The 21824-nt window shown below is 74.5% G+C and carries 18 protein-coding genes; 5 read left to right on the top strand and 13 right to left on the bottom strand.

Going from position 1 to position 21824, the window contains the following annotated elements; genetic code table 11:
* Positions 1-69 precede the first annotated feature (69 nt).
* Entirely contained in the window at positions 70-1305 is a 1236-nt protein-coding gene (locus tag AB0N76_RS28690) for an alpha/beta hydrolase (RefSeq protein ID WP_363561904.1), read from the top strand.
* 33 nt (positions 1306-1338) lie between these two features.
* Here the strand turns inward: AB0N76_RS28690 and AB0N76_RS28695 are convergent, their stop codons facing one another.
* The gene (locus tag AB0N76_RS28695; protein ID WP_363561906.1) at positions 1339-2427 is read right to left on the bottom strand and encodes a peptidoglycan-binding protein; all 1089 of its coding nucleotides are present in this window, start codon (positions 2425-2427) and stop codon (positions 1339-1341) included.
* Between the two features lie 488 nt (positions 2428-2915).
* Here AB0N76_RS28695 and AB0N76_RS28700 point away from each other — a divergent pair, with 488 nt between their 5' ends.
* Positions 2916-4250: an FG-GAP-like repeat-containing protein gene (locus AB0N76_RS28700; protein WP_363561908.1), complete on the top strand. Its 1335-nt coding sequence runs from the start codon at positions 2916-2918 to the stop codon at positions 4248-4250.
* A 106-nt stretch (positions 4251-4356) separates the two neighbouring features.
* Here AB0N76_RS28700 and AB0N76_RS28705 read toward each other — a convergent pair whose 3' ends face one another.
* From AB0N76_RS28705 to AB0N76_RS28720, 4 genes are all read right to left on the bottom strand, one after another.
* Positions 4357-6543 carry a tetratricopeptide repeat protein gene (locus tag AB0N76_RS28705; RefSeq protein WP_363561909.1) on the bottom strand — a complete coding sequence of 729 codons (2187 nt, stop codon included), beginning with the start codon at positions 6541-6543 and terminating at the stop codon, positions 4357-4359.
* A 53-nt stretch (positions 6544-6596) separates the two neighbouring features.
* Positions 6597-7079, bottom strand: coding sequence for a hypothetical protein (locus AB0N76_RS28710; RefSeq protein WP_363561911.1), 483 nt, complete (start codon positions 7077-7079; stop codon positions 6597-6599).
* 166 nt (positions 7080-7245) lie between these two features.
* The gene (locus AB0N76_RS28715; protein ID WP_363561913.1) at positions 7246-7635 is read right to left on the bottom strand and encodes a hypothetical protein; all 390 of its coding nucleotides are present in this window, start codon (positions 7633-7635) and stop codon (positions 7246-7248) included.
* Positions 7636-7849: 214 nt separating this feature from the next.
* Entirely contained in the window at positions 7850-10984 is a 3135-nt protein-coding gene (locus AB0N76_RS28720) for an AMP-binding protein (protein ID WP_363561937.1), read from the bottom strand.
* 352 nt (positions 10985-11336) lie between these two features.
* Between AB0N76_RS28720 and AB0N76_RS28725 the strand changes: the two genes are divergently transcribed.
* Together AB0N76_RS28725 and AB0N76_RS28730 are read left to right on the top strand one after the other, a co-directional pair.
* Positions 11337-11603 carry a GlsB/YeaQ/YmgE family stress response membrane protein gene (locus tag AB0N76_RS28725; RefSeq protein ID WP_363561915.1) on the top strand — a complete coding sequence of 89 codons (267 nt, stop codon included), beginning with the start codon at positions 11337-11339 and terminating at the stop codon, positions 11601-11603.
* Positions 11604-11776: 173 nt separating this feature from the next.
* Positions 11777-12517 (top strand): polyprenol monophosphomannose synthase, encoded by a 741-nt coding sequence (locus AB0N76_RS28730; RefSeq protein WP_363561917.1) that lies wholly within the window; start codon positions 11777-11779, stop codon positions 12515-12517.
* 13 nt (positions 12518-12530) lie between these two features.
* On the opposite strand, the gene AB0N76_RS28735 is transcribed toward AB0N76_RS28730, so the two are convergent.
* From AB0N76_RS28735 to AB0N76_RS28765, 7 genes are all read right to left on the bottom strand, one after another.
* Positions 12531-12983, bottom strand: a complete 453-nt coding sequence (locus AB0N76_RS28735) for an SRPBCC family protein (RefSeq protein ID WP_363561919.1) — start codon at positions 12981-12983, stop codon at positions 12531-12533.
* A 4-nt stretch (positions 12984-12987) separates the two neighbouring features.
* Entirely contained in the window at positions 12988-13461 is a 474-nt protein-coding gene (locus tag AB0N76_RS28740) for a VOC family protein (RefSeq protein ID WP_363561921.1), read from the bottom strand.
* A 155-nt stretch (positions 13462-13616) separates the two neighbouring features.
* Positions 13617-15659 (bottom strand): phosphocholine-specific phospholipase C, encoded by a 2043-nt coding sequence (locus AB0N76_RS28745; protein ID WP_363561923.1) that lies wholly within the window; start codon positions 15657-15659, stop codon positions 13617-13619.
* A gap of 14 nt (positions 15660-15673) precedes the next feature.
* Positions 15674-17143, bottom strand: coding sequence for an endonuclease/exonuclease/phosphatase family protein (locus AB0N76_RS28750; RefSeq protein WP_363561925.1), 1470 nt, complete (start codon positions 17141-17143; stop codon positions 15674-15676).
* A gap of 239 nt (positions 17144-17382) precedes the next feature.
* Positions 17383-18720: a deoxyribodipyrimidine photo-lyase gene (locus AB0N76_RS28755; protein WP_363561927.1), complete on the bottom strand. Its 1338-nt coding sequence runs from the start codon at positions 18718-18720 to the stop codon at positions 17383-17385.
* A 183-nt stretch (positions 18721-18903) separates the two neighbouring features.
* Positions 18904-19170: a metal-sensitive transcriptional regulator gene (locus AB0N76_RS28760; RefSeq protein ID WP_363561929.1), complete on the bottom strand. Its 267-nt coding sequence runs from the start codon at positions 19168-19170 to the stop codon at positions 18904-18906.
* A 120-nt stretch (positions 19171-19290) separates the two neighbouring features.
* Positions 19291-19653, bottom strand: a complete 363-nt coding sequence (locus AB0N76_RS28765) for a PRC-barrel domain-containing protein (RefSeq protein WP_363561931.1) — start codon at positions 19651-19653, stop codon at positions 19291-19293.
* Between the two features lie 276 nt (positions 19654-19929).
* Here AB0N76_RS28765 and AB0N76_RS28770 point away from each other — a divergent pair, with 276 nt between their 5' ends.
* A complete protein-coding gene (locus AB0N76_RS28770; RefSeq protein ID WP_363561933.1) occupies positions 19930-20760 on the top strand; it encodes an SAM-dependent methyltransferase in 831 nt (276 codons plus the stop codon).
* Between the two features lie 39 nt (positions 20761-20799).
* Here the strand turns inward: AB0N76_RS28770 and AB0N76_RS28775 are convergent, their stop codons facing one another.
* Entirely contained in the window at positions 20800-21615 is an 816-nt protein-coding gene (locus tag AB0N76_RS28775; protein WP_363561935.1) for a class I SAM-dependent methyltransferase, read from the bottom strand.
* Positions 21616-21824 lie beyond the last annotated feature (209 nt).

Here is a 21824-nt window from a genome sequence, read left to right on the forward strand (position 1 = left end):
ACCTCGCGGCTCCCGACACGTTCCGCGGGCGGCGGCGACCGCCCCGCGCACCATCGCAGGAGTAGAGCCATGACCGCCGTGACCACCCCCCGAAGCTCCGCCGCGTCACCCGTCCAGCCCGTCGAGCCCGTCCAGCCCGGACGTCCCGTCCGGATCCTGCGGGCCGCCTCCGCCGTCCTGGCGTCGTTCCTCGCGTTCCTCGCCGTCGCCATCGTGCTCGGCGCGTACGTCCCCGCGATACCCAAGGCGGGCGTGATCGGCCCGGTCCTGGGCGGGCAGTACCCCTTCCACCTGGCCCTGCTGGCCCTCGTCGCCGCCGGCCTCGCCCTGTCGGCCCGGCGGGCCGGCCTGGTGCGCTGGGGAGGTGTGGTCGCCGTCGTCTCGACGCTGTGCGCCATGGGCGCGCTGATCATCGGCGGCGTCCAGTTCCAGGCCGCCCGGGAGGCCGGCGTCCACCTCTCGGCGGGCCAGGTGTTCACCGAACTCGGCTACCCGGCGGCGGAGCCGGACACGACCGAGACCTTCGCGAGCCCCGAGGGCGAGCCCCTGCGGGTGGACGCGTACCTGCCCGCGAAGGCGCCGGACCGGCGGGTTCCGGCCGTCGTGCTCGCCCACGCCGGCGGCTTCCACACCTTCGACAAGAGCGACCTGCGCGGCACCGGCCGCTGGCTCGCCGACCACGGCGTCGCCGTCTTCGCCGTCGACTACCGCCTCGCCGGCCCCGACCGCCCCACCTGGGACAAGGCCCCGCAGGACCTCCTCTCCGCCCTGGGCTGGGTGCAGCGCAACGCCGACGCCTACGGCATCGACCGGGCACGGATCTCGCTCGGCGGCATGTCGGCGGGCGGCACCCTGGCGATGAACACCGGCTACCGCCTCCAGAACGGCACCATCCGGGCCGCCGAGGGCGCCACCCCCGCACCCCCGGCCTCCGTGATCGGCTTCTACCCCGGGACCGACGTCGCGCAGATGTGGCGGGACGACGTGGCCGGGACCCGCGAGGCGGCGCAGATGTACACCGGCGGCACCCCGCAGCAGTACCCGGACCGCTACCGCGAGGTGTCCCCGGTGTCCGACGTCCGCCCCGGCCTGCCCCGCACCCTGCTCGTCGTCGGGGACCGCGACCGCAGCGCCCGACCGGCGACCGTCACCGGCCTCGGCGACGCGCTGCGGAGGCAGGGCGTCCCCGTCGAGGTGAGGGAACTGCCCTTCGCCGACCACGCGTTCGACGACGTGTACGGCAGCCTCACCTCCCAGACGAGCCGGCAGATCCTGCTCGACTTCCTCCTCGCCGACGCACGCTGACGGCACCGACGCGCACAGACGCGCACACGCCCTCTACTGCGTCAGGTGCCCCCAGGTCTGCGGCCCGACGACGCCGTCGACCGCGATGGCGACGCGCTGCTGGAACTCGCGCACGCGGCCGTCCGTGACCGGGCCGAAGCGGCCGTCGACGGCGAGTTGCAGGTCGGGCAGGTGGTCGTTCAGCAGCCGCTGCAGCTTCCGCACCGCCGGGCCGTGGGCGCCCTGTTGCAGGGTGGGGGTGCCGGCGGAGGCCTCCTGTGCCAGCTCGCCGTCCGTCAGCATGCCCCAGGTCTGGGGGCCGACGACGCCGTCGACGATGATCTCGACGCGCCGCTGGTACTCGCGGACCCGGGCGTCCGTCGCGGGGCCGAAGTCTCCGTCGACGGCCAGCGAGGGCAGATCGGGCACGTGCTCGTTCAGCAGTCGCTGGAGCGCGCGTACCACCTCGCCCTGGGAGCCCTGGCTCACCGTGGGCGGGGTGACGCCGCCCGGCGTGCCCGAGCCGGGCGCCACGGGCCGGACGTCCAGGTAGAAGACGTACTTCCCGATGTCGCCGGCGTCGTCCACGCCGGTGAGGACGATGGTGTCGGTGAACTCCAGCGTCCGCGGGTCGTCGGGTCGGGTGCGGGTCTGGCGGCGGGAGTCCGCGGACAGGAGCTGCGCCTGGGTCAGGGCGATCGCCCCGGGGTTGTACGGGTCGTCCTTGACGCCGAACACGTCGGCGACGAGATTGACGAAGGCCTCGGACAGCAGCCCGATCAAGGGGAGGGCGATGGCGGCCACTCCGCCGCCGGCGAACGCGGCGACGGCGGCGGCCGCCGCCTTGGAGACGGCCTCCGCGATGGCCTTCTTCTCCTCGGTCACGTCGCCGGAGTCGAACTCCACCAAGGTCGCGGACACCGTGAGGTCCTGCGCGGGGCCGGAGTAGAGCGGCTGTTGGACGGCGACCATCCGCTGGCCCGGGGGCCCGAGGAGGTACGTCCCGCCGCCGCCGTCCGGGAACTTGATCACGGGCTGCGGACTCGTGCCCGCGATCAGCTGGATCGTGCCGAAGACCTCGTCCTTTTTCTCCTGACGGATCTGGCACTCCAACCCGGTCCACATGACCTTGACGTCCGACATGATGCCTCGATCCCTGGAGCCGGGGCCGGGCAACGAGACGCCTCCCCCGCCGGCGGTCACTGACCGGCCGCATGGGATGCCGCCCTGCCGAATCGGTCAGGGGGGTTCCGGATCGGCAGAACGCCCTTCCTCTTCCAATCTATCCCCGCCCCCGGTGCCGTGTCCTGCGCGGTATCGGCGATCCGCTGCCGGGCCGGCGCCCGGATCGATCGCCGGGGCACAACTGCGTTTGCTCTCACAGCAGTTGCACGGCGGACTCGGCCGTCCTTTACTTGTACATGTAGAGGAGGTTGCCGGCGCCGGACCCGGGCACCGGTCAACCGAGCGACCCGCACAGCAGGCGCGTCCGACGGTTCGATCCCGAGTGTGATCGGCTCCGTCGACGGCCTGGTCCCGGCTGCGCCGGCTCCGTCTCCAGCGACCACCGGACGGCTCAGCTCACGCACTGCCGCGAGCGGCTCGCCAGCGCGGCCGCTGAAGGAGGAGTTATGCCCAAGCGCCGGACATGGGCCACCGCCGGAGGCGTGATCCTGGCGATGGCGATCACCTTGCCGCTCGGTTCAGGCCCAGCGCTGGCCGCTTCGGACGGCCTGCTGTCCACCGCGGTCTACCTGTCCGACGGCTCCCGCTTCCCGGGGTGGACGCAGTGGAGCGACCGCGACGGTGGCTGGATCGACGCCGCCAAGTGGGTCTCCGGGGACTTCAACGGCGACGGCAAAGCCGACATCGCGGCCATCTGGAACAACGGCGGCACCAATACGTTGACGGTGAGCCTGTCCAACGGTCACGGCTTCACCCGTAGTCACTGGGCCACCAACGCCGGCGGCTGGAGCGACTCCACGCAGTGGCTCGCCGGGGACTACAACGGCGACGGCAAGAGCGACATCGCCGCGTCCTGGAACAACGGCGGCCAACTCTCCACCGCCGTCTACCTCTCCGACGGCTCCCGCTTCCCCGGCTGGACCCAATGGTCCGACCGCGACGGCGGCTGGATCGACGCCGCCAAATGGGTCTCCGGCGACTTCAACGGCGACGGCAAAGCCGACATCGCCGCCATCTGGAACAACGGCGGCACCAACACGTTGACGGTGAGCCAGTCCACGGGCAACCGCTTCACCCGCAGCCACTGGGCGACCAACGCCGGCGGCTGGCTCGACTCCACCCAGTGGCTCGCCGGGGACTACAACGGCGACCGCAAGGCCGACATCGCCGCCTCCTGGAACAACGGCACCCCGCTCGGAACCGCCGGGGACTGCCAGAAGGCGGAAGAGCCGTACGCCGGCTATGTCGACAAGGTTCCACAGACGGACGCCGATGTCGTCAACGCCGAGCACGCGCTGGTCTACCTGGTGAACGTGGAACGCACCCAGCGCGGCCTCCCGGCACTCTGCTTCAACGGCCAACTCGCCGCCCAGGCGCGGGCCCACTCGGAGAACTGGGCGACCAACCCGGATCGGGCCTGCCCGTCGCACAACCCGCCGCTGGTGTGCTCCCACTGGGACTCCCGAGCGGGATACGCCTGGCCTGAGGACCGCCTCGCCAAGTCGGGCTACGCCGCCACCGCGTCCGGGGAGAACACCCAGAACGGCGGCGGGCGGAGCGACGGCGCGAGTGTCGTGCCCGCCGGCTGGACCTGGGGCACCCCCAAGGCCGCCGTCTACTGGTGGATGAACCACAACCCCGAGAACAACTTCGCCAACAACGGGCACCGCGCCGCCATCCTCAACCCCGCCTTCAAGGACGCGGGCCCGGGCGCCGGCCGCTACACCGATCGCTTCGGCAACCACGCCGCGACCTTCACCCTGATGTTCGGAGCGCGCTGATGTTCGGAACCCGCTGATGTTCGGAGCGCGCTGACCCCAGGAGACGGAACCGGATCGACCATGGCGGCCCCGGAGGTCGCCATGGTCGGTTTCCGTTCCGGCCCGGCTACCGCCCTCGCAGCCACCCCCGGCCCTGGGACCGTCCCTGCCAGTGCGCGAGTGCCTGCCGGGTGGCCGCCGGGCCGGGGTGGTCGGGGTGGACGACCCGCAGCTGGTCGGCGAGCAGGTGGGTCAGGACGGTCACGGCCCCTCGTACGTCGCCCGACTCGCCCAGCCAGTGGGCGAAGCCGAAGCGGGTGCCGAAGGTACCCGAGTCCGCCGGCCCGTGCGTGCGGAACTGCTCATCGACGAGCCCGCGGTAGGCGACCGCCGCCCCGGCCGCGTCGCCCGCCCGCCCCTGCCACTCGGCGGCGTCGCGGCGCAGGGTGAAGTCGGGCGGGTCCGTCCGGCCGTCGACGGCCGCGAGGTAGCCGTGATCGGCGAGCAGGTCGCGGTAGACGCCGGCGACGCCCGGCAGGTCGCCGGCCTGTTCGAGCCGGCGGGCGAGGCGGTGGCGCAGCTCGACGACCTCTTCGACCAGCCGCTTCCGATCGGCGGGGTACAGCCGGTACTCCGGTGCCAGCAGGGCCAGTTGGTCGTCGATCATCCGACGGTACCCGGTGATCGCGGCGGCGAGGTCGCCGGATTCCGCCCGCAGCCGCGCGATCCGGCCGCGCAGCTTCGTCACGGACTCGTGCCGGGCGCCCAGCCGGTCGGCCGTCGTCGGCAGCAGCGCCGCGAAGTAGTCCAGCGCGGCCTGCGGCCGGCCGTCGTCCGCAAGCGTGTCGCCCACCCGGAACACGAGGGCGTGCAGCTCCCGGCCGGTGCTCCACCCGTACCGGAGGCCGGGCTCGCCGGAGCCCAGCATCAGGGCCGGGGCCTTGCGGGTCAGGGCCTCGACGTTGGAGCGCAGCACCTCCGGCGGGAAGTCGAGGGCGCGCGAGATCAGCCGCGGATCCCGATCCCTCGCGGGGGGCAGGAAGGACCAGTTCGCCTCGTCCGCCGACCTCCGGGAGGTGACGAAGAGCAGGTTGGCGGCCGCGTCGGCCCGCTCCGCGGCCCGGCTCGCGGGCATGCCCTCGCGGACGGCCCGCTGCACCAGCGGGTGGACCCGTACCGACCGGTCCCGGTCCGCCGGGTCGTAGTCGATCAGGTTCCAGCGGTGCAGCAGCGCGAGTGCCTCGCCGGCGCGCGCCTCCGACTCGGCGTCCGCTGTCGGGTGGCCGGTCGGCGGCGGGTGGTCGGTCGGCGGGTGGCTGGTCGTCGGGTGGTCCGTCGGCTGCGGGTCGAGGTACTTGACGGCGGCGGTCGGCACGGCGGCCGGGATGCCGTCGGACGCCAGCGCCGCCGCCAGTTCCAGCAGCATCCGCGCCGTCCCGCCCGGCGCCTCGGCGGTGGCGCGCTCCAGGGCGAGGTCCCAGGCGTGCGGCAGCGGCAGGCTCTGCTCGTCGGGCAGCCCGCCCGGGTCCGGTACGAGGTCGGCCAGCCGCCGGCCGTCGTCGGCGAGCAGGCGCAGGTAGTCGGCGCAGCTCAGACCGGTGTCGGCCAGCTGGGCGGCCGCCTGCGCGAGCGCGAGCGGCAGGTGTCCCAGCTCGCGGGCGAGCGCCTCCAGGTGCTCGGGCGGCTCGAACCGGCCGGACGCGGCGAGCACCGCCGTGAGGTAGCCGAAGGCCTCGGCGGAGCCGAACGGCGGCACGGTGACCACCCGTCGGCCGGGCCCCTCGCGGACCAGGTCCCGTCGCCAGGTGGTGACCAGGGTCCGCCCTGCGGGATGGTCGGGCGGCCAGAGTCCGCGCAGGTCGTCGGGGTCGACCGGACCGTCCAGGACGATCAGCCGGCGAACCGCCTCCCCGGTCCCGCCCGGCCGGAGCCAGGCCAGGAACTCCCGCGCGTCCTGCTCGGGATCGGCCGGGTCGCGACCGGTGATCTCGGTGATGGCCCGGGCGTAGGCGGTCAGGACCGCCGCCCGGCTGTCGGCGGCGACCCAGACCAGCAGGTCGAGCTGCCCGGCCTGCCAGGCGGTGCGGGCCTCGTCGGCGGCCAACTGGGTCTTGCCGGTCCCGACGGCGCCGACCAGGATCAGGCTGCGCGCGGGGGCGTCGGCGGGATCGGGAACGGCCCGGCGCTGAAAGCAGTGCGCCGCGCTCGGGACCGCGCCGACCTGGTGCGGCCAGCCGGCCGCGGCCTGCCGGCCGGCGTAGTAGGCCACGTGGTCGGCGTGGCCTACGGCGAAGCTGTGGTCGCTCGCCCGCACCTCGGTGAGGGGCGGTGGCGAGGTCTGTGACGGGCTTGGCGTGCCCGGTCCGTTCAGCCCTGGGACGGATCCGGCGCCTGAGGGTGGCCGATCCGCACGCCGCCGTGGATCACACCGGCGGCGACCGAACCTTCCTGGGCACTGATCCGCACGTCCCCGCCGGCCGCCAGCCCGCCGTCCCCGGCCGACACCTGGGCCCGCGCCCGGGTCGCGTGCTCGGCCAGCAGCTCGCGCAGCGCCTCGCCGGCGCGCTCGCGCTCGTCCTCCGGCAGGTCCTCCAGGAACGCCTCGAACCGGGCCTGCCAGGAGGCCTCCTGCCGGATCCGGACCCGCTCCAGCTGCCCGCCCTCGGCCGCCGCGAGCTCGGCGGCGGTGCGCCCCAGCCGCTCCAGCTCCGCACCCTCACGCCGGGCGTCCCCCCGCCCGAACCAGGCGGCCACCCGCCCCCGGAACCCCTCCCACGCCTCGGTCCCCACGGCGGTCATCACCGCCGTCCCCCCGGACATGGCCAACGCGATCAGCGCCTCGGGCAGCATGCGCGGTCCCCCCTGTCGACAGCCGTGCCCCCGACCGTACCGCGCGCCGGGCACCGCGCCTAGGCGATTTTCTCGCGGCCAGGCGGGCGGGAGAAGGCAAGTGACGAGCCCTCAGCACCATCCAGTGGATCGCCACCCCGGGGCATCGAACTCACGGGAGGCGTCGTCACGCTCCCGGCGGCACCGCGAACGGGTCGTACTCCTCGGGCATGAAGCAGCCGTAGTCCTGCAGCGGTTGCGGATCGTTGAGGACGATGCACGTGCGTTCGCCCGCGGGTGAGAGTCCGTCCGGGCGGTCCGGTATCCGTTGACCGGGGAGTCCGGCGGATCCCGGCGCGTCGGGCGTGAGCCGGCCGAAGCGCTCCAGCAGGGCCCACACGGCGTCGTAGACGTCGCGGATGTCCTCGGCGGCTCGCTCTTCCGTGATTTCGGGGAAGGCTTCGCGGTAGGCCGCGCGGGCCGAGGCGACGAAGCGCTCCGGATCCACGATCACCACGTCCCGGCGCGTTCGAACGCTGATCGTCATCCCCGCCGTCGGGGCCGGCATCCCATCCACCGGCCCACCGTACTGCGGCAGAAGGGTGCGGATGGGCCGTGCCGTCCCGGGACGGCGCGGATGTCACGGACGGCGGTGGCGCGGAGCACGGGTGCCGGAGCATCCCACCGACCGGGGGGGTGCTCGCCCGTCCCGGCAAACGGCCCGGCCCGACCCGACTCGGGCCGGGCCGGGCCAGGCCGGGTGATCGACGATCGCACCGCCCCCGGGCGGGTCAGGTGCCGGCGGCCTCCGCCAGGCGGGCCTCCAGGGCGGCAGCGAGGGACTCGATGGTGGCCGGGGTGAAGGCGTGTTCGTTGTAGCGGAGCCAGCAGGTGAGGGAGCCGTCGGGCTGTTCGACGGCGGCGAGTTCGGGGACGTGGCGGTCGCCGCCGGGGAGGGGGTAGGGGACGGTGGCGCTGCGGGGGACCTCCCAGGCGGTGCAGGCGAGGCCGGGGAGCTGGGCCGGGGCGTTCCAGCTCTCGTAGCGGAGCCAGGCGGCGAACGGGACCTGCGGGCTGAACTCGGCGAAGGGGTAGAGCTGGTGGTCGAGGGCCGCGGTGGAGGCGGCGCGGACGCGGGCGAGGAGTTCGGCGAAGCCGGGGGCGCCGGAGGCGTCGATCCGCAGCAGGAGGGACTGGACGAAGCAGCCGACAGCGCGTTCGGCGTCCGGGCGGGTGCGGCCGGGGACGGGGGTCATCAGGACGAGGTCGGGTTGGCCGCTGTGGTCGGCGAGCAGGCCCAGCCAGACGGCGGCCAGGGCCTGGAACGGGGTGGCGCCGGCCGCGGCGGCGCGGACGCGCAGGGCTTCCGCGCGGGCGGCCGGGACGGTGAGCCGGTGGGCGGCGCTGAGGACCGTCTCGGTGTCGGCGCGGCCGGGGAAGGGGTGGACGGCTTCGGGCGCGTCGGCGAGGGCGCGGGCGAAGTGGGCGCGGGAGTCCGGCCAGTGGGCGTTGGACCAGGCGACGAGCTCGGCGTGGTCCGCTCCGGGCAGCGGCGGGGGCGCGGGGCGGCCGCGGCGCAACGCCGAGTACAGCACGCCGAGTTCGCGCAGCAGCACGCCGACCGACCAGCCGTCGCTGACGATGTGGTGGACGGCGAGCAGCACGGCGTGGTCGGCCGCGCCCCGGCTGACCACGGCGAGCCGGGTCATCGGGCCCTCGGCGACGTCGGTGAGCCGGTCCCGGACGGCGACCAGGCGGGCGGAGACCTCGTCGTCGCTCTCGCCGGGGGCGTCGGCCAGCACCACCTCGGCGTGCGGCTCCGGGTCGACGACGGCGCGCCGCACGCCGGGCAGGGCGCCGGGGACCGGGACGAACCGGGTGCGCAGCGCCGGGTGGCGGCGGACGGCCTCGCGCAGGGCGTCGGCGAGCAGGTCGGTGCGCAGCGGTTCGGTGACCCGGAACATCACGGCGACGGAGCCGACGTTGCGGCCCTCGGCCTCGGCCATCCAGCGCAGGAAGTTCTCCTGCTGGGAGGTGAGCGGGGTGTCGTGGGGCTGGGCGCGCAGTTCCCGGAGGAAGGGGGAGATCGCGGCGGGAGCCGCCGGGGCCGGGGTGTCGTCGGCGGCCTTCGGGGCGTCCGCGAGCCAGGCGGCCTGGGCACGGAGGGCGGGCCGTTCGAAGACGAGGGCGGTGGTCGCGGTGACGCCGAACTCGGTGGAGATGGCGGCGGCCAGCTGGACGGCGCGGAAGGAGTCGCCGCCGAGGGCGAAGAACTCGTCGGCGACGGTGTCGACGGGGCGGCCGAGGACACGGCGCCAGAGGGCGGCGAGGGCGCGCTCGTCGTCGGTGGTCGGCGGGGCGGCCACCGTGGGGGCCTCAACCGGTTCGGTGAAGTGGGCCCGCAGCTCGTGCTTGAGGACCTTGCCGCTGGGGTTGCGCGGCAGCCGGTCGGCGAGCAGGACGCGCACCGGCAGTTCGGCGCGGCCGAGCCGGGCGGCGAGGAAGACCCGCAGCTCGTCGAGATCGAGGTCGGGGCCGCCGGCGGCCGGGACGACGACGGCGACCGGGACGGCGCCCATCACCGGGTGCGGGAGGCCGAGCGCCGCCGCGTCGGCGACCCGCGGGTGGGCGTGCAGCACGTCCTCGATCCGCAGGGTGGAGACCTTGAGCGCGCCGGACTTGATGACGTCGCTCTCACGGTCGACCAGGTGGAGGTAGCCGTCGGCGTCAAGCCGGCCGAGGTCGCCCATCCGCACCCAGCCGTCCCGGAAGACGGCCGTGGTGGCGGCGCCCCCGGAACCGGCGCCGGTGACGTAGCCGCGCGGCGGTCCGGGCTGGCGCAGCCAGACCTCGCCGACGGCGCCGGGTGCCACCGGCCGGCCGTCGGCGTCGAGCAGCCGTAGGTCGGCCGGGTTGGCGGGGCGGCCGACCGAGCCGGGGCGGCGGGTGTCGACGACGGCCGAGATCTGGGCGGGCGAGGCCTCGGCGGAGGTGTAGGTGTTGACCAGGGTGGCGGTCGGCAGAGCGGCGAGCAGGGCGGTGGCGACCGGGGCGGGCAGGGCGGCGGCCGAGGAGCTGATCAGCAGGACGCTGCTCAGGTCGCGGCGTCCGGCGACACCGGAGTTGAGCAGTTCGACGGCCATGGACGGGACCAGGAAGACGGTGCCGACCCGGTGTTCCTCGACGGTCCGGCCGAACTCCTCGGCGTCGAAGCGCGGCAGGCAGATCGTCGCGGGCGCGCCCACCAGGGCGTTGACCAGGACGACCTGGGCGGCGTTGGTGCCGATCGGGAAGGCGTGCACCGCGTACGCCGAATGGGCGTACGGACGGGGGCGGGGGTCGAGCCGCAGGCCGGCGGTCAGGCTGGCGTGGGCGGCGTGCACGCCCTTGGGCGCGCCGGTGGTGCCGGAGGTGCCGATCACCTGGGCGAGGTCCTCGGGGCCGGCGCGGTACGGCGGCTCGGCGCCCACCCCATGGGCCGCTTCCAGTTCGGTGAGCCGCAGTCCGGGCAGGCCGACGGCGGCCGCCCGGGGGTCGTCGGCCGTCCCGGCGAGCGCCCAGCGGGCGCCGCTGGACTCCGCGAGCCGCCCGGTGTCGTCCGGGCCGAGGTCCTCGCGGGCGACCACGGCGGCCGCGCCCGCGTAGTGCGCGGCGAGGAAGGCGATCGCGTACTCGTCCCAGGCCCGGTTGGGGAACAGCAGCAGGACGCGGTCCCCGGGCCGGACCCCGGCCAGGGCGAGGCCGTGGGCGGCCCGGACGGCGCGCTCGCGCCAGTGCCGGTAGTCGAGGACGGCCCCGCCGGGGACGAGCAGCGCGGGCCGGTCCGGGTGCCGGGCGGCCCGGTCGTCCAGCAGGTCGGGCAGGGTGAGCAGCGGGAGCGGGGCAGAGGGAGCGGACGGGGAACCGGCGGTGGATCGGGTGCTGATGACGACTCCCGGATGGGCCGAGGGCGAAGTGGCGGCCGATCGGCCGAACGGGTGACAGGTCCAGACCGTAGCGGCTGGGCGGTGCCGCCCGCCAGAGCCGTCCGGCCTTGATCATCGCGGGAGTCGGCGGTATGTCACCACGTCAGTTCCGTTCCGGCGGAAGGTTCGTGTGCGGGACGTGGGGAGGGCGCGGACCGTCCGGGAGGCGAGCGGGATCCACCGCGCCGACCCACCGCGCCGACCCGCGGCCGGACGGTCCGCCGCACCGCCGACGTGCCGGTCCGGGCCGCTCGGGCGAGCATGGGTGGACGCGCCTAGACATCGGTGGACGCGCCTAGAAAGGTGGACTGCGATGTTCCAGCTCCTGTGGATTCTGCTCATCGGCTTCGTGCTGGGCGTGATCGCCAAGCTGATCCTGCGCGGCCCGCAGGCGATCCCGTGGTGGCTCACCATGCTGCTCGGCGCGGCCGGGGCCTGGCTGGGGAACGCGGTGGCCGGCTGGGTCGGGGTCCGGCACACCTCCGGGATCGACTGGATCCGGCATCTGCTCCAGCTCGGCTTCGCGGTGGCCCTGATCGGCATCGTCGCCCCCGCGTGGAGTTCCCGCCGGAGTCGGTAGCGGCGCGGACGGGTACGAACCAGCGAGTGCTGCCCGGGTCCGTCGGTGCCCGCGCGGCCGCTCCCGGACCTCCGGGACGGCGCACGGGATCTCGCGGCTAGACTCACACGGCCGAAGCAGCGGGACACCCGTGAACACCCGTGTACCACCCGAGAGCGCGCGAGGGACAGAACATGGTCGAGGCCTCCCCGAAGGTCGTTGTGGTCGTGCCCACCTACAACGAACGGGAGAACCTGCCGGTCCTCGCCGGCCTGCTGGCCGATCTCGACATCCCGAACCTGCACCTGCTGGTGGTCGACGACAACTCCCCGGACGGCACCGGCAAGGTCGCCGACGAGCTGGCCGAGGAGTCCGAGGGCCGGATCCGGGTGCTGCACCGCACCGAGAAGGACGGCCTCGGCCGCGCCTACGTCGCGGGCATGACCCGGGCCCTGGAGGAGGGCGCGGACGTGGTGGTGCAGATGGACGCCGACCTGTCGCACCCGGCCGCCGTGCTGCCGCTCATGGTGAAGACGCTGCTGGCGGACGACACCGCCGTGGTGCTCGGCTCCCGGTACGTGCCGGGCGGGTCGACCGCCGAGGAGTGGCCGTGGCACCGCAAGGCGCTCTCGGCCTGGGCGAACCTCTACGTGAACACCATCCTCAGCCTCGGCGTGCGGGACGCCACCGCCGGGTTCAAGGCCTGGAAGGCGGAGACGCTGCGGGCGATCGACCTGCCGTCGGTGCACAGCAACGGCTACTCGTTCCAGGTCGAGCTGAACTTCCGGGTGGTGCGGCGGGGGCTCACCATCAAGGAGGTGCCGATCCGCTTCGAGGAGCGGATCAAGGGCGCCTCCAAGATGAGCCTCGGTGTGCAGATCGAGTCGGCGCTGGCGCCGTGGAAGCTGCTGCGGGACGGCCGCCGCCGTCCGTGACACCACGGCGGAGCTACGACGGCATCGACCAGGGGTCCTGCGGGAGCGGGTGGCCGGTCTCCAGGTAGGTCTTCAGGTTGGACAGCACCGCCGACCAGCCCGCCTCGGAGTCGGCCCGTTCGGCCTCGTCGGCGAGGTTGTCGTGGGTGACGGTGAGCCGGGTGAGGTCCCGGTACTCCCGGAGCTCGAAGGTCACCCGGGACGGTCCGGCCGGGCGCTCCTCGCCGGGGCCGGCCCAGGTGGTGACCAGGCGGTGCGGGCGGTCGACGGCCTCGACCGTGCCGACCACGTCGGCGACGCCGGAGCCGTCCGCGCGCTGGTGCTCCCAGTGGGCGCCGGGCAGCCAGGTGGAGACGTTGCGGTGGCCCCAGTAGAGGCCGGACTCGTCGGCGTTGGTGAGCGCGTGCCAGACCCGCTGCGGGGTGGCGTGCAGGTAGGAGATGTGGCGGTAGGCGGGGGCGGTCATCCGATCACCCGTTCGCCGCGTCGAGCAGCGCCTGGATGTCGATCTTGCGCATCTCCAGCATCGCGCCGGTCACCCGCGCGGCCTTGGCCCGGTCCGGGTCGGAGACCAGGTCGATCAGCACCCGCGGGGTGATCTGCCAGGAGAGGCCCCAGCGGTCCTTGAGCCAGCCGCACTGGCTCTCCTGGCCGCCGTCGGCGAGCAGCGCCGTCCAGAGCCGGTCCACCTCCGCCTGGTCGTCGCACTGCACCTGGAGCGAGACGGCCTCGGTGAACGGGAAGATCGGGCCGCCGTTGAGGGCGACGAAGGACCGGCCGTCGAGTTCGAAGGCGACGGTCATCACGGTGCCCGGGGTGCCGGGGCCGACCTCGCCGTAGTGGGTGACCGAGGTGATCCGCGAGTCGGGGAAGACCGAGGTGTAGTACCGCGCGGCCTGCTCGGCCTGGTCGTCGTACCAGAGGCATGGGGTGATCTGCTGCATGGAGCCGACGGTAGCGGCGGGCCCCGGCCGGGCGGCCGCGCCACGGCCGGGGGTCACCGGTTCGGCGCCCCGGGCCGTGGCGGGCGACCCCGGGCCGTGGCGGGCAGGCCACGGCCCGGGGCGTCCGGATCAGTACGCCCGGTCAGTGCACCCGGTCAGTGCACCCGGCCCGCGTAGCGCTGGGTGAAGCGCTGGCCGGTGGCGGCGGTGACGACCACGTCGTAGCGGCCCTGCTTGTCCAGCGGCCAGGCCAGGTTGCTCTGCTTGCCGGGCCGGACCCAGACGGTCTTCGCGCTGCCCGCGAAGTCGTTGGGCGCGGCGGTGAAGCAGACGTCGGTCATACCGTCGTTGACGAGTTGCAGGGTGAGCCGGCCGGAGCCGGAGAGGTCGGCGGTGACGATCGGGACGCCGACGTCGTTCTGCCCGTCCGGCAGACCGCCCGGGAGGCCCTGGCTGTCCGGGAGGCCCTGGCCGTCCTGTCCGCCGACCCCGTCGCGGATCACGGTCCCGGCGAAGCGGCGGACGAAGCCGTCCGGGCCGTGCACCGTGAAGTCGTAGCGGCCGTTGGTCTTCGCGGCCTCCCAGACGTACGTCGCCGAGGCGCCCGGCGCGACCGTGAACGGGGTCCCGGCGAACGGGTGGACGATGTTCGGGTAGACCGCGTACGGGAACGCGACGGCGCCGTCGTTGCTCATCACGCAGGTGACCCGGCCGGTCCGCCGGTCCACCTCCACGTCGGCCCAGGGCTGGTAGGGCAGATGGCGGTGCGGGCGGTCGCCCCGCTCCTGGACCGGCATGGACTGGGCGCCGGTGGCGGGGAGTTGGACGCCGGGGAGCTTGGTGCCCGCGTCCGCCTTGGCCATCAGGGCGACGGTGTCCGGGAGTCGCGGGATCGAGAGGTCGGGCGCCGCGAAGTCGAAGCAGCTGGTGAGGTCGCCGCAGACGGCCCGGCGCCAGGCCGAGATGTTGGGCTCGGCGACACCGGTGACCTGCTCCATGAACCGCAGCACCGAGGTGTGGTCGAAGACCTGGGAGTTCACCCAGCCGCCGCGCGACCAGGGCGAGGCGACCCAGAGCGGGACGCGGTTGCCGAGCCCGATGGCGCGGCCCTGGGTGAACTCCTCGGGGGTGCCCGGCTCCGGGGTGGGCGGGACCATGTGGTCGAAGTAGCCGTCGTTCTCGTCGTACATGACCAGGAAGACGGTGTGCTGCCAGACCGCCGGGTTGGACATCAGCGACTGGAGCGCCTGGTTCACCCAGTGCGCGCCGTACGCCGGTCCGGCCTCCGGGTGCTCGGAGAACAGGTAGGGCGCCACCAGCCAGGAGATGGTGGGGAGGGTGCCGTCCTTGCAGTGCGCGTCGAAGGCCGCCGGGTCGAACTTGGTCATCGCGTTGACGTAACGCGGGTCGTCCTTCGGGAAGTTGTGGAACTGCTTGAAGTAGGAGAGCGCGTTGTCGTCGTAGTCGCCGGTGCGCTCGTCCTTGCTGGGGTTGTGGTAGACCCGCCAGCTGACGCCGGCCTGCTGGAGGCGCTCGGCGTAGGTGGTCCAGTCGGCGACGGGGTTGTCGGTGACCGGGGTGTTGTCGATCCACGGGCCGGTGGTGCCGTCGCGGCCGGGGCCGGCGGTGCCGGTCCACAGGTAGAGCCGGTTGGGGTCGGTCGGCCCGGCCAGCGAGGTGAAGTAGGCGTCGCAGAGGGTGAAGGCGTCGGCCAGCGCGTACTGGTAGGGGATGTCCTCGCGGGTGAAGTAGCCCATGGTGCGCTCGCCCTTGGCGGCGATCCACTTGTTCATCGCGCCGTTGTTGATGGCCTGGTGGCCGGTGGCCCAGTCGTGCGGCAGGCCGCCGGCGTTCTGCGCGTTGTACTTGGCGGTGTCCATCCGGTACGGCAGCATCACGCCGCCGTCGGCCCGGCGGGAGTCGGGCTGGCGGAACACGTCGCCGCCGTCCGGGAACTGGAGCGCCTGCCGGTCGCCGAAGCCGCGGACACCGGCCAGGGTGCCGAAGTAGTGGTCGAAGCTGCGGTTCTCCTGCATCAGGACGACCACGTGCCGGACGTCCTTGACGGTGCCGGTGAGGCGCCCCGGGGCGGCGGCGTTCGGGGCGGCCTGCGCGGGGGTGGCGGGGAGGCCGGTCAGGGCGGCGGCGCCGGCGGCCGCGGTGGCGCCGACGAAGGTGCGGCGGGAAAGCTCGGACATCGTGGACCGGCCTCTCAGAGCTGGAAGGTGGCGACGGCGGCGGCGGTGTCGGACGGCCACTGGTTGGCGGCGAGGGCGGCCGGATCGGCGGCCGTGGCCGGCCAGTCGGCGACCAGGGTGTGGGCCTCCAGCAGCTTCAGCGGGCCGCGGTGGAGCACGTAGTCGATCCGGTCCTGCGGCTCGGGCCGGCCGGCGCCGCCGGCGGTGCCGGCGGTGCGCTGCTTGCGGACCGGCGACCAGGTGTTCCCGGGCGCCTTCGCCGGATCCCGGTTCTCCTCCCGGAAGCCGTCGGTCAGGCCGGCGGCCTGGAGCACGGTGGTGACCGGCCAGGCGACCGGGCCCGCTCCCCCGTGAGCTGCGGCGGTGGCGGCCGTCCAGTCCAGGTGCGAGGGTGAGGAGAGCGCGCCGGCCAGCACCACCGGGACCCCGGTGGCGGCGTCCGCGGCGACGGCGGCGGCCAGCGCCTTCGCCTGCCGCACCCGGGCCGAGGCGTTCTCGGCGGCGACCACCTGCTCGGCGCTGCGGCCGTCCTGGACGGCGTACGGGCCGTAGTCGGCCTCGTCGAGGTGCGCGGCCCAGAACCGGACGGCGCGGCCCCCGGGCAGTCGGACGGTCGCCCCGGCGGCGGGCAGCTCGGCGGTGGCGGGGGTGACGGCGGTGAGCGGGTACCGGCTGAGGATGCCCACGCTGCCCGCGCTCTGGTGGGCGTACCAGCCGAGCGCGTCGGCGAGCTCCTGGGCGGCGCGGCCGGCCGTCTCCTGGAGCGCCAGCACGTCCAGGCCCTGGGCGAGGACGACCCGCAGCTGCTTCTCCGTCGCGTCGGTGAAGCCGGCGCCCGCCTGGGCGAGGTTCCAGCTCGCCGTCTTGAGCCGGAGCGGACCGGCCGCGTCGGCGACCGGGAGCAGCACGGTGACGGTGTCGGTGGCGCCCGCGCCGTCCTTGACGCCGACGACCAGCACCTCCGGGTCGCGCGGCGGCTTCCCGGCCGGCGCGGTGCCGGTGACGGTGCCGTCGGCGGCGACGGAGAGCCAGCCGGGGCCGCTGAGCTTGCGGAAGGTGGCGCCGCCGGGCGGGTTCCCGGCGGGGCGGGACCAGAGGCCGCCGAGCCGGACGGTGACGGCCTCGCCGGGGGCGGCGGGGGTCGCGGTGAAGGCGTCGACGGCGGCGTGCGGGCGGACCACGGCGGGCTTGGGGCGGAACGAGAACGGCTCGGTCCGGGCCAGGACGCCGTAGCCGTCCTTGGCGAGCAGGTAGGCGGTGTAGGGACCGCCGGTGAGCGCGGAGGTGTCGAGCTGGACGTCGCCGGAGCCGCCCGGGGTGTACTTCCAGAGCAGCGAACTGCCGTTGCCGGGTTGGCGGTCGCCGTCGTAGACGCCGACCCAGTTCTTGGCGTCGGGCGCGTCGGTGGTCCAGTGGAAGGTGAGCCGGTCGCCCTCGACGGGGCCGGTCGACGAGGTGCGGGTCAGGGTGCTGCCGGAGGCCACGGTGGTCCTGTCCGCCGTTCGGGCACCGGGCCGTCGGGGGGTGCCGGACCGGTGCCGTCCGCGGCTGGTGACGGAGGCTGGGGAGGAGTGACCCGCCGCCGACTGGCCATGCCAGTTGGCTGTACAACTGCGGGGTCGGGCCCATTCATCCGAAGGTCAGCGACCGGGACGTGAACGAAGCGTGACGGAACATCGGGCGGTGCGGGAACTCCAGAGCTCGGGGCGTGGAACCCCCGAGCTCAGTCCAGGTCGCGGGCGTGCCGCAGGCGGGCGGAGAGCGCCGTCGGGTCGACGATCGGGTCCGGGTAGCCCGCCGGGCGGTCGGCCAGCAGCCACGGGCGGTGGACCGCCCGCCCGGGGACGTGGGCCAGTTCCGGCACCCAGCGCCGGACGTAGTCGCCCGCCGGGTCGAGCCGGTCGGCCTGGGCCAGCGGGTTGAGCACCCGGTTGGGCCGGGTGTCCGTCCCGGTGCCGGCCACCCACTGCCAGTTGAGCTGGTTGTTCGCCAGATCCCCGTCCACCAGCAGGCGCAGGAAGTGGCGGGCGCCGATCCGCCAGTCCCGGTAGAGCGTCTTGGCGAGGAAGGAGGCGGTCACCAGCCGGGCCCGGTTGTGCATCCACCCCTCGTGGGCGAGCTGGCGCATGCCCGCGTCGACCAGCGGGAATCCGGTGCGGCCCTGCCGCCAGGCCGCGCACTCCTCGTCGTCCTCCGGCAGCCACCGGTCGCCCCGGTCGCGGTAGTCGTGCCGGGCGGCCGCCGGACGGGCGGCGAGCACCTGGTGGTGGAAGTCCCGCCAGGCCAGCTGCCGGACGAACGCCTCCGCGCCCTCGCCGCCGTGCCGGGACGCGGCGGCGGCCAGTTCGTTGGCGGAGAGGCAGCCGAAGTGCAGGTACGGCGAGAGCCGCGAGGTGCCGTCGGCGGCCAGGTCGTCGTGCAGCTCCGCGTAACGGTCCAGCGGGTAGCGCTGCCAGCGGCGGCGGGCGGCCCGTTCGCCGCCGGGCGGCAGACCGGGCGACTCCGGCCCGCCGGCCGGGACGGGCACCGGCTCGCTCGGCACGCCGTCCGGGGTGCGCAGCGCCTTCGGCGGGCGGTGGACGGACCGGCGGGGCGCCTGGGACCAGGCACGGAAGTACGGGGTGAAGACGGCGTAGTGGTCCTTGCCCGCCGGGGTCACGGCGCCGGGGACGACGACGGTGAGCGCGCCGTCGTGGACGTGCAGGCGGTCGCCGAGCAGGGCGCGCAGCGCGCGCTCACGGCGCTGGGCGAAGGCGCTCACGCCGGCGGCCAGGTGCACCGAGGCGGCGCCCAGTTCGTCGGCGAGCCGGGCGGTCGCGGGGGCGGTGGGCCCGTGGCGCAGGATCAGCCGGCCGCCGAGCGGGCGCAGCGAGGCGTCCAGGTCGGTGAGGCAGTCGGCGAGGAAGGCGGCCCGGTTGGGCACGGCGAAGCCGGCGGCGGCGATGTCCGGGTCCAGGACGAAGAGCGGCACCACCTCGTCGGCGGCGGCGACGGCGGCGCGCAGCACGGGGTTGTCGTGCAGGCGGAGGTCCTGGGTGAACAGGGCGATGGCGATGGTCATGATTGGCGGCCCGGGCGTGGTTCGACGGCGACGGCGGGGCCGGTGCGCCCCCGCCCTGGACGGGCGAGCCTGCCACGGCCCGGGGGCCGGGTGGGGGGCGGCGCGCCGGAGGTGGGGGCGCGCCACGGGCGGGGCGCGCCGGGACGCGCGCCCCCTGTTGCCGCTCCGGCCCTGCGCCCCGCGTCAGGCGAGGGTGAGGAAGAGCTTCTCCAGCTCGGCCTCGCTCATCGGGGGCGTGTCCGCGTCGGCGCCCGCCATGCACTGGCGCATGCCGCTCGCCACGATCTTGAAGCCCGCCCGGTCCAGCGCCCGGGAGACGGCGGCCAGCTGGGTCACCACGTCCTTGCAGTCCCGGCCGGCCTCGATCATGGCGATCACGCCGGCCAGCTGTCCCTGCGCACGCCGGAGCCGGTTCAGGACCGCACCCACGGCTTCCTCGTCCACCTGCATCCCAGGCCTGCCTTCCGCTGTCGACGACCGGCCTCCCAGTGTACCCCGTGGGGTATCGCGACCTCGGCGGACGGACGATGGAACGGGCGCGGGGCGGATGCGGGGCGGGTGCGGGCGGGGTCAGCGGCGGGCGAGCCGGCGTTCCCCGCCGGCCCCGGTGGCATAGGCGAGCTCGTAGTGCGCGAACACCGCCGGCTCCTCCTCGGCGGGCAGCACGTCGTCGACGCCGATCGACGGCGCCTGCTTGACCAGCGCCTTCGGGAACGCCACCCGGAGGTACCCCGGGCCGACCACCGCGCCGTCCAGCGGGACGAAGACCAGTCGCGGCCGCAGCGTACCGACCGTGACGGTCGCGAAGAACGGCCGGTCACTGGCGGTTTCCACGTAGACGGACTCCAGGGTGCCGATCCGGTGGTCCTTCTCGTCCACGACGGGCTGGCCCCGCCACTCCCGGATGTCGGCCATGGCGATCTCCGCGGTCATCGCGACCTCCCGGTGCCGCCCGCTGCGGCGGCCTCTCGCTTGGGCAGTGCCCCGGACCCTCCCATCCTGCGCCGGGCGACCCCGGGGTGCCCACCGGAGAGCGCTGCCCAGCGTTGGTGCCACCCCAACCGGGACCAAGGAACCCATTCCACACAACCGAGGGTGAATCGACCAACGGTCCCCGGGAAGCCATTCGAACACCTACGCTGTGCGCCGACGGATCGTCAGGTCGTCAGGTCGTCGGGTTCATCGAGGCACGGAGGCGCGGAGACAGTGGTGGGCTACAGCAGCATGTGGGAGCCGGGCGAGCCCGGGGTCCCCGCCGACCTCCGTCCGGAGATCCCGCACCCCGCCCGCATGTACGACTACTACCTGGGCGGGAAGGACAACTTCCCCGCCGACCGGGCCGCCGCCGAGCGGGCCCTGGCGGCCAACCCCGAGTTCAGATCCACCGCCCGGGCCAACCGGGCCTTCCTCACCCGGGCCGTGCGCTGCGTGGCCGACCTGGGCATCGACCAGTTCCTGGACATCGGGACCGGCATCCCGACGGCCGGCAACACCCATGAGATCGCCCAGGCGGTCGACCCCGGCGCGCGGGTCGTCTACGTCGACAACGACCCGATCGTGCTCGCCCACGCCCGCGCCCTGATGGGTGGCACGGCCGTCGGCCGCACCACGGTGATCCAGTCCGACCTGCGCCGGCCGGACGAGCTGCTCGCCGCCACCGAGGCCGAGAAGCTGCTCGACTTCGACCGCCCGATGGCCCTCGTCCTCGCCGCCGTCCTGCACTTCGTGCCGGACCGGGAGGGCCCGTACGAGATCGTCCGCACGCTGCTGGACACCCTGGCGCCCGGCAGCCACCTGATCCTGTCGCACGGCACCGCCGACTTCATCCCCGCCGAGGTCCGGGACCGGGTGACGGGGGTCTACGACAAGGCCACCGCGCCCCTGGTCGGGCGCTCCCGGGAGCAGGTGCGCGACTTCCTCGACGGCCTGGAGGTGCTCGACCCGGGCGTCGTCACCGTCCCGCTCTGGCGGCCCGGGAACACGCCGGCCCCGGGCTCGGACCGGGTCAGCATGTACGGGGCGGTGGCCCGCAAGCCGTGACGGCGGCGCGCCCGGCCGGTCAGCACGCCGGTCGGGGCGCTACGCGGGCCTGCTCGCGCGGATCGAGTACATCAGCGGGGCGGCCGGGTGCCCGGGCGGGAAGCGGTAGCCGCCGTCCTGCTCCAGCACCGGGAACCGGGCGAACAGCGTGAAGTCGTGCTCGTGCAGGAACTCGATCCGCAGCCCCTGGGACGCCAGCGCGCTGACGACGTCCCCGATCCCGTGCTGCCACTCGACGGTGACGGTCGCCCCGGTGACCTGCTCGCCGTCGGTGTAGGTGTAGGTCTCGTCCCAGACCGTCGGCCCGCGCTCGAAGTAGTCCGTCTCGACCGTCCGCCCGTCCTCCGCGAGGGTGTCCGCGAAGGGGTGGAACTCGGCCAGGTAGAGGAAGCCGCCGGGGGCGACGAGGGCCGCCGCCGTCCGGGCCCAGCGGTCGATGTCCGGCAGCCAGCACAGGGCGCCCAGCCCGGTGTAGACGACGTCGAAGGTCTGCCCGCCGAGGGCGCCGACCGCGTCGTAGACGTCGGAGGCCACGAACCGGGCGGTGGTCGCGCCGATCCGCTCGGCGACCTCGGTGGCGGCGGCCACGGCCGGCTCGGAGAAGTCCAGCCCGGTGACGGTGGCCCCGCGCCGCGCCCAGGACAGCGTGTCCAGCCCGATGTGGCACTGGAGGTGGAGCAGGGTCTTCCCGTCGACGTCCCCGACCTCGGCGAGCTCGAACGGCCGCAGCACGTCCTTGCCCGCGACGAACCCGGGGATGTCGTAGAAGTCGCTGGCCGTGTGGATCGGCACGCGCTCGTCCCAGTTGGCTCGGTTGGCGGCGCGCCAGTCGGCGGGGACGGGAGGCTTGGTCATACCGACCACGCTAGTCAGCCCCGCGGGGGCCCTCAACTGAAATTCCGCAGGCGCACGGCCGCCGTCACCCGGGTTCGGACGGCACCCGGCGGAGGTCCAGCAGCGGCGGGTCGAGGGGCCAGGGCAGGGCGCCGGTGGCGTGCAGGGCGTACAGGACGCCGGCCGCGCCGTACGAGAGCGAGAGCGCGTCCACGTCGAACTGGGCGACG

Source organism: Kitasatospora sp. NPDC093806 (genome assembly GCF_040683335.1).
Lineage (GTDB): Bacteria > Actinomycetota > Actinomycetes > Streptomycetales > Streptomycetaceae > Kitasatospora.

Coding starts and splice junctions, on each gene's coding strand:
- AB0N76_RS28765 (WP_363561931.1), bottom strand. CDS start 19,653: ATGACCGCGGAGATCGCCATGGCCGACATCCGGGAGTGGCGGGGCCAG.
- AB0N76_RS28700 (WP_363561908.1), top strand. CDS start 2,916: ATGCCCAAGCGCCGGACATGGGCCACCGCCGGAGGCGTGATCCTGGCG.
- AB0N76_RS28725 (WP_363561915.1), top strand. CDS start 11,337: ATGTTCCAGCTCCTGTGGATTCTGCTCATCGGCTTCGTGCTGGGCGTG.
- AB0N76_RS28745 (WP_363561923.1), bottom strand. CDS start 15,659: ATGTCCGAGCTTTCCCGCCGCACCTTCGTCGGCGCCACCGCGGCCGCC.
- AB0N76_RS28710 (WP_363561911.1), bottom strand. CDS start 7,079: ATGCTGCCCGAGGCGCTGATCGCGTTGGCCATGTCCGGGGGGACGGCG.
- AB0N76_RS28740 (WP_363561921.1), bottom strand. CDS start 13,461: ATGCAGCAGATCACCCCATGCCTCTGGTACGACGACCAGGCCGAGCAG.
- AB0N76_RS28775 (WP_363561935.1), bottom strand. CDS start 21,615: ATGACCAAGCCTCCCGTCCCCGCCGACTGGCGCGCCGCCAACCGAGCC.
- AB0N76_RS28690 (WP_363561904.1), top strand. CDS start 70: ATGACCGCCGTGACCACCCCCCGAAGCTCCGCCGCGTCACCCGTCCAG.
- AB0N76_RS28730 (WP_363561917.1), top strand. CDS start 11,777: ATGGTCGAGGCCTCCCCGAAGGTCGTTGTGGTCGTGCCCACCTACAAC.
- AB0N76_RS28695 (WP_363561906.1), bottom strand. CDS start 2,427: ATGTCGGACGTCAAGGTCATGTGGACCGGGTTGGAGTGCCAGATCCGT.
- AB0N76_RS28735 (WP_363561919.1), bottom strand. CDS start 12,983: ATGACCGCCCCCGCCTACCGCCACATCTCCTACCTGCACGCCACCCCG.
- AB0N76_RS28755 (WP_363561927.1), bottom strand. CDS start 18,720: ATGACCATCGCCATCGCCCTGTTCACCCAGGACCTCCGCCTGCACGAC.
- AB0N76_RS28760 (WP_363561929.1), bottom strand. CDS start 19,170: ATGCAGGTGGACGAGGAAGCCGTGGGTGCGGTCCTGAACCGGCTCCGG.